We start from the raw sequence: 6,739 nt of genomic DNA on the forward strand, positions 1-6,739 counted from the left end.
TTCTACCCCCTTTCCCCCTCCCCCCCCCCCCTCCCCCCCTCCCCCCCCCCCCCCCCCCCCCCCCCCCCCCCCCCCCCCCCCCCCCCCGCCATCGCCTGGACACCGGACCGGCGGGTCCCCGAACACCCCGACTTCCCGCACCACGCGGTCGCCGACGCCCTGTTCCTGGAGGGCGCCGCCCCGGCCGAGCGGGTGTTCAAGGGCGCCGCCCACCTCACCACCGTGCTCCGGGTGCCCGGCACCGGCTTCCCCGTCGTCGTACGGCGCGAGGCGACCGTCGTCCTGCGCCGCGAGCGCAGCTTCCTGAGCGAACACGCCGTCCTCGCCGCCATCGAACGGTCCGGGGTGCCGGTCGCCGCCCCCCGCGTCCTCGCCCTGGGCACCAGCCACGCCACCGACCCCGCCCACCGCTACCGGGGCGACCGGTTCGCCGTGCACACCTACGAGGGCGCCGGCGATCCGGGCCGCCGCCCCGACCACCCGGTCGACGGGCTGCGCCCGCACGAGGCGGACCACCTGGTCGACCAGCTGGCCGCGCTGACCGGCGTCGACCCGGCCGGCATCGATCCGCTCGGCGGCCGTCCCGGCTTCTACGGCTGGCTCAGCGAACAGCTCGTCGCGCTGGTCGAGGCGCTGCCGAGCAGGTCCCGGCAGACGGCCCGCCTCCTCGGCCTGCCGGACGCGTCCCGGCTGCGCGAGATCCTCGCCCGCCACCACGTCACCGACCGCGCGCCCGCCCTGCTGCACGGCGACCTCAACCCCTGGAACCTGGTGCGCCGTGACGACGGCCCCGCCCTCACCCTCATCGACTGGGAGATGGCCCTGGTCGGCGACCCGCTGTACGAGCTGGTCCGGCACATGCACCTCACCCCGACCCGGCCGGAGATCCGCGACCGCATGTTCCGCCGCTGGGCGGCCCGGCTGGACGCGCGGTACACCCGGAACTGGCAGGAGGACTGGCGGGTCTACCGCTGGATCGAGCTGGTCCGCTCCGCCTACGTCGACCTCGACCGGCTGGTCACCGGATCGAGCCTGGACGCGCCCAACGTGCGGCGGGCGGTGGCGTCGTACGGCATGACCCTCGCGGCGGCGACGGCCTCGCTCGGGCTGTCCCGGCGCGGGCGGGGGCTGCCCCGGCCGGGCCTCGGCTGAGCCTTGCGCAGGCTCGCCCCACGGGTGCGACGGAGCACCGGCTGTACGCGGTGCTGACGCGGGCGGTGTCCCGCCCGGACGCCGTGCACGGCCGGCCGCCGCCCTTCCGAAGGGGCGCCCGGATAGCGTGCCGGGCCTGACCGAACTCACCGCCGGGGCACCGGACGTCGCCGCCTTCCGGGACATCGGGCCCACCGGGCACGGATCGAGGAGATCCTGGAGGAGCAGGGGTTCGAGGGGTGAGGGAGTACGTGCGAGAGGTGAGGGAGTGCGTGAGGGCGCGGCGGGCCGCGCCGATCCCGTCGCGTACGCCCCGCCGCCCCTCACGCCCCGGCTTTCACGCCCCCACGTACTCCGCCAGGTGCTCTCCGGTGAGCGTCGAGCGGGCCGCGACCAGGTCGGCCGGGGTGCCCTCGAAGACGATCCGGCCGCCGTCGTGCCCGGCGCCGGGGCCGAGGTCGATGATCCAGTCGGCATGGGCCATGACCGCCTGGTGGTGCTCCACCACGATGACCGACTTGCCGGAGTCCACCAACCGGTCGAGCAGGGCGAGGAGTTGGCCCACGTCGGCCAGGTGCAGGCCGGTGGTCGGCTCGTCCAGGACGTAGACGCCGCCCTTGTCGGCCATGTGCGTGGCCAGCTTCAGGCGCTGCCGCTCGCCGCCGGACAGGGTGGTGAGCGGCTGCCCGAGGGTGAGATAGCCGAGGCCCACGTCGGCGAGGCGGCCGAGGATCCGGTGGGCCGCCGGGGTGTGCGCCTGGCCCGCGCCGAAGAACTCCGCCGCCTCGGCCACCGGCATCGCCAGCACCTCGCTGATGTCCCGCCCGCCGAGCCGGTACCGCAGCACCGACGCCTCGAACCGCCTGCCCTCGCACTCCTCGCACGTCGTCGCCACCCCGGCCATCATCGCAAGGTCGGTGTAGACGACGCCCGCGCCGTTGCAGTTGGGGCAGGCGCCCTCCGAATTGGCGCTGAACAGGGCGGGCTTGACCCCGTTGGCCTTGGCGAACGCCTTGCGGATCGGGTCCAGCAGCCCGGTGTACGTCGCCGGGTTGCTGCGCCGCGAGCCGCGGATCGGCGCCTGGTCGACCGATACGACGCCCTCGCCGGCCGGGATCGACCCGTGCACCAGCGAACTCTTGCCGGACCCGGCCACCCCGGTGATCACGGTCAGCACTCCGAGCGGGATGTCCACGTCGACCCCGCGCAGGTTGTGCGTCGTCGCGCCGCGGATCTCCAGCGCGCCGGTGGGCTTGCGCACCGTCTCCTTCAGCGTCGCCCGGTCGCCCAGATGGCGCCCGGTGAGCGTGCCCGCGGCCCGCAGCCCCGCGAGGTCGCCCTCGTAGCAGACCGTGCCGCCCGCCGTGCCCGCGCCGGGGCCGAGGTCCACCACATGGTCGGCGATCGCGATCACCTCGGGCTTGTGCTCCACGACGAGCACCGTGTTGCCCTTGTCGCGCAGCCGCAGCAGCAGCGCGTTCATCCGCCGCACGTCGTGCGGGTGCAGGCCGATGGAGGGCTCGTCGAAGACGTACGTCACATCGGTGAGCGAGGAGCCGAGGTGCCGGACCATCTTCACGCGCTGCGCCTCGCCGCCGGACAGCGTGCCCGAGGGCCGGTCCAGCGAGAGGTAGCCGAGGCCGATCTCCACGAACGAGTCGAGGGTGCCGCGCAGCGACTCCAGCAGCGGCGCGACCGACGGCTCCGCCAACTCCCGTACCCACTCGGCCAGATCGCTGATCTGCATCGCACACGCGTCCGCGATGCCGATCCCCGCGATCTTCGAGGAGCGGGCCGCCTCGGTCAGCCGGGTGCCGTCGCAGTCCGGGCACACGGTGAAGGTGACCGCCCGGTCCACGAACTCCCGGATGTGCGGCTGCATCCCCTCCCGGTCCTTGGCCAGCATCGACCGCTGGATGCGCGGGATCAGACCCTCGTAGGTCATGTTGATCCCCGCGATCTTCATCCGGGTCGGCTCGCGGTGCAGGAAGTCGGCCAGTTCCCGCTGGGTGTAGGAGCGGATCGGCTTGTCCGGGTCCACGAAGCCGGACTCCGCGTACAGACGGAAGTTCCAGCCGCCCGCCTTGTAGCCGGGCACGGTCAGCGCGCCCTCGTTCAGCGACTTGCCGGCGTCGTAGAGCTGGGTGAGGTCGAGGTCGGTGACGGTGCCCCGGCCCTCGCAGCGCGGGCACATACCGCCCGTGATGCTGAAGCTGCGCCGCTCCTTGACCTGCCTGCCGCCGCGCTCCACGGTGACCGCGCCCGCCCCGCTGATCGAGGCCACGTTGAAGGAGAACGCCTTGGGCGAGCCGATGTGCGGGGTGCCGAGCCGGCTGAAGAGGATCCGGAGCATGGCGCCGGCGTCGGTGGCGGTGCCGACGGTGGAGCGCGGGTCGGCGCCCATCCGCTGCTGGTCCACGATGATCGCGGTGGTCAGCCCGTCCAGGACGTCCACCTCGGGCCGCGCGAGGGTGGGCATGAAGCCCTGCACGAACGCGCTGTACGTCTCGTTGATCAGCCGCTGCGACTCCGCGGCGATGGTGTCGAACACCAGCGAGCTCTTGCCGGAGCCGGACACCCCGGTGAACACGGTCAGGCGGCGCTTGGGGATCTCGACGCTGACGTCCTTGAGGTTGTTCTCGCGGGCTCCGTGCACCCGGATCAGATCGTGGCTGTCGGCGGGGGCGGCGTTGGCGGCGTCCATGCGGGCCACGGTAGCCGGGCCCGCCGGTCCGCCGCTTCTTCGATCCTGACCGGTTCCGGCACCCGCCCTGCCTCCCGCGCTCAGGTCCGGGGCGGCTGCGCCGCGTTGTGCCGCTGGTAGTAGCGGGCGACGCGGGCGCGGTTGCCGCAGCGGGCGGGGGAGCACCAGCGGCGGCGGGGGTGCGCGGGCAGGAAGACCAGCACGCAGCCGTCCGCCCCGCACTCCCTGAGCCTGCCGATCGCCGGGTCGGTGAACAGCCCGGCCGCGGTCAGCCCGCGCAGGGCGGCCGCGGGAGGCTCGGCCCCCTCCAGCAGCGCCCGGACGACGGCCTCGGTGTGCTCCCGTACGGCGTGTACCGGGATCGGGTCGTCCGGCACCGGCTGCTCCTCGGTGCCGCTCTCCCGCAGCCGGTCCGCCTCCAGCTCCAGCCACCGGGACAACTGCCGGGGCGGGCTCCGGGTACACCGAGGTCCCGGACGGATTCACCTACTCCTTCGAGCGGCTCGCCGACATCGTCGAGGGCTCCACCGAGCGCCTCGGGCTGACCCGCTTCGCGATGTACCTCTTCGACTTCGGCGCCCCGGTCGGCTTCCGGCTGGCGCTGCGGCATCCGGAGCGGATCGCGGGGCTGATCGTGCAGAACGGCAACGCGTACGAGGAGGGGCTGTCCGACGCGGCCCGCGCGTTCACCGCCCTCACCCCCGGAGCTCCGGGCGCCGAGGAGGCCGTACGCGACCTGCGCGACCACCGGTCCGTCCGCGCCCAGTACGAAGCCGGCACCGCCGACCCCGAGCTGCTCGCCCCCGGCGCCCGCGCCTACCTGCGCGACGTCCCCGCCGCCGAACTCCACCTGTTCGACACGGGCCACTTCGCCCTGGAGGACCACCTCCCCGAGATCGCCCCCCTGGTCTCCGCCTTCCTCACTCGATGCGCGGAGGCACGCTGAGCCGTCCTGTCGGCAGCGGTGGTTCCCACACCGAGCTGTCGTGGGCGAAGAAGACGCGTCGGGGGTCGAAGTCGGCGAGGCGGTCCAGCCAGGGCTGGTAGGGAGGGAGCGGCTGCTCCGCGCCGTCGAGTGCCGCGTGGCGGGCCAGTTGGGCGGAGGCGAAGTGGGAGGCGAAGTCACAGGCCTGGCCCGCGAGGACCACTGTGCCGTCGCCCCGCCGGACGACGAGCGACTGGTGCCCCCGGGTGTGCCCCGGCGTGGGGATGATCCGGACGCCCGGCCAGACCTCGGCCTCGCCGGAGATCTCCTCGTAGGTGGCGCCGGGGAAGTCGATCAGCTCGGCGAAGGTGTAGTCGCCCCGGCGGGCGGTGGCCAGTTCGACGCCCTGGACCAGGATGGGCCTGCCGCCCAGGAGGGGGTTCCCGCCGCAGTGGTCGAAGTGCAGATGGCAGTTCACGACCAGCGAGATGTCGTCGAGGGCGACCCCGGACGCCGACAGCGCGTCCCGCAACGCCCGCCGCCGGGGCCGGTAGTGGGCCTCGGTCTCGGGGTCCGCGGCGCCGATGCCGGTGTCGAAGAGGATCAGCCCCTTGTCGTGCCGCACCAGATAGGCGAGGACCGGCTCGACCCGCGGCTGCGGACCGCCCGTCTCCGACGCGGGCCGGACGAAATACCCCAGATCGAGGCGGCGCACCGCCGTATTCCTCCCCATGCCGCCATCCTGACAGGCCGCCGCACGACAACCAGCCGATCCACCGACAGCGAGACGACCGGACACCGCGAACCCGATCCCCGCACCCGCCCTTCCGGCACCGCGTCCGCCCTTCCGGCGCCACCGGATCGGCACACTCTTGCAAGCAGGTGCTTGCAATTGTTAGCAGGGAGGGGCATGGTGGAGGCATGGCATCGCTGAACGTCGGCAATCTCGGTGAGTACCTGCGCGAGCAGCGGCGGAACGCCCAGCTGTCGCTACGGCAGCTCGCCGAGGCGGCCGGGGTGTCCAATCCGTATCTGAGCCAGATCGAGCGCGGGCTGCGCAAGCCGAGCGCGGAGGTGTTGCAGCAGGTCGCCAAGGCCCTGCGCATCTCCGCCGAGACGCTGTACGTCCGCGCCGGCATCCTCGACGCCGAGCGCGACCGGGACGAAGTGGAGACGCGCGCCGTCATCCTCGCCGATCCCTCGCTCAACGAGCGGCAGAAGCAGGTGCTGCTCCAGATCTACGAGTCCTTCCGGAAAGAGAACGGATTCGGGACCGGCGAACCCGCGGGTGAGGACGGCGCGGAGCAGGGAACGGACACCGACGATGCCGGTTCGCGGCGGACGGCCGGCTGACGCCGGACCAGGGCACCGGGCGCCCACCGCGAACCCACACCACCTCAGCCGAACGCGAGATCCGGGAGGACCTGATCACCATGGCCATCACCGACGACCTGCGCAAGACCCTCAGCGACCCGACCCCGCTCTACTTCGCCGCCGGCACCGCCGACCTCGCCCTCCAGCAGGCCAAGAAGGTGCCCGCGCTGGTCGAGCAGCTGCGCACCGAGGCCCCGGCCCGGATCGAGAAGGTGCGCGGCACCGACCCGAAGGCCGTGCAGGAGAAGGCCACCGCCCGTGCCAAGGAGGCCCAGGAGAGCCTCCAGGCCAAGGTCACCGAGCTGATCGGCGGCTTCGACGTGGACCTGAAGAAGCTCGGCGAGCAGGCCCAGGACCTCGCCCTGCGCGGCGTGGGCGTCGCCGCCGAGTACGCCGTCAAGGCCCGCGAGACGTACGAGAAGGTCGCCGAGCACGGCGAGCAGGCCGTGAAGACCTGGCGCGGCGAGGCCGCCGAGGAGATCGAGGACCTGGCCATCGCCGTCGAGGGCAAGCCCGAGCCCGTCGAGGTCAGGGACGAGGCCGGCCGCCCCAAGGTCGCCACGCCCGAGGCCGCCGCGGAGAAG

6 protein-coding genes and 1 pseudogene are annotated in these 6,739 nt (G+C 73.4%); 4 read left to right on the forward strand and 3 right to left on the reverse strand.

Annotation, left to right across the window (positions count from 1 at the left end):
- Window positions 1-192 precede the first annotated feature (192 nt).
- Window positions 193-1,152 (forward strand): phosphotransferase family protein, encoded by a 960-nt coding sequence (locus ACZ7EC_RS18515; protein WP_471063755.1) that lies wholly within the window; start codon window positions 193-195, stop codon window positions 1,150-1,152.
- 337 nt (window positions 1,153-1,489) lie between these two features.
- On the opposite strand, the gene ACZ7EC_RS18520 is transcribed toward ACZ7EC_RS18515, so the two are convergent.
- Together ACZ7EC_RS18520 and ACZ7EC_RS18525 are read right to left on the reverse strand one after the other, a co-directional pair.
- Entirely contained in the window at window positions 1,490-3,856 is a 2,367-nt protein-coding gene (locus tag ACZ7EC_RS18520; protein ID WP_471063757.1) for an ATP-binding cassette domain-containing protein, read from the reverse strand.
- A gap of 80 nt (window positions 3,857-3,936) precedes the next feature.
- Window positions 3,937-4,296, reverse strand: coding sequence for a CGNR zinc finger domain-containing protein (locus ACZ7EC_RS18525; RefSeq protein ID WP_471063759.1), 360 nt, complete (start codon window positions 4,294-4,296; stop codon window positions 3,937-3,939).
- Between the two features lie 23 nt (window positions 4,297-4,319).
- Here ACZ7EC_RS18525 and ACZ7EC_RS18530 point away from each other — a divergent pair.
- Window positions 4,320-4,802: pseudogene (locus tag ACZ7EC_RS18530) on the forward strand (alpha/beta fold hydrolase); the annotation flags it as partial.
- Here ACZ7EC_RS18530 and ACZ7EC_RS18535 read toward each other — a convergent pair.
- Window positions 4,777-5,514 carry an N-acyl homoserine lactonase family protein gene (locus ACZ7EC_RS18535; protein ID WP_471063761.1) on the reverse strand — a complete coding sequence of 246 codons (738 nt, stop codon included), beginning with the start codon at window positions 5,512-5,514 and terminating at the stop codon, window positions 4,777-4,779. The pseudogene ACZ7EC_RS18530 and the gene ACZ7EC_RS18535 sit on opposite strands and share 26 nt — an antisense overlap.
- Before the next feature lie 188 nt (window positions 5,515-5,702).
- On the opposite strand from ACZ7EC_RS18535, the gene ACZ7EC_RS18540 reads away from it, so the two are divergent.
- Entirely contained in the window at window positions 5,703-6,134 is a 432-nt protein-coding gene (locus ACZ7EC_RS18540; RefSeq protein ID WP_471063763.1) for a helix-turn-helix domain-containing protein, read from the forward strand.
- Between the two features lie 80 nt (window positions 6,135-6,214).
- Window positions 6,215-6,739, forward strand: a 525-nt coding sequence (locus ACZ7EC_RS18545) for a hypothetical protein (RefSeq protein WP_471063765.1), incomplete at its 3' end; no start/stop codon positions are given.

Source organism: Streptomyces sp. NPDC037203, assembly GCF_055605065.1.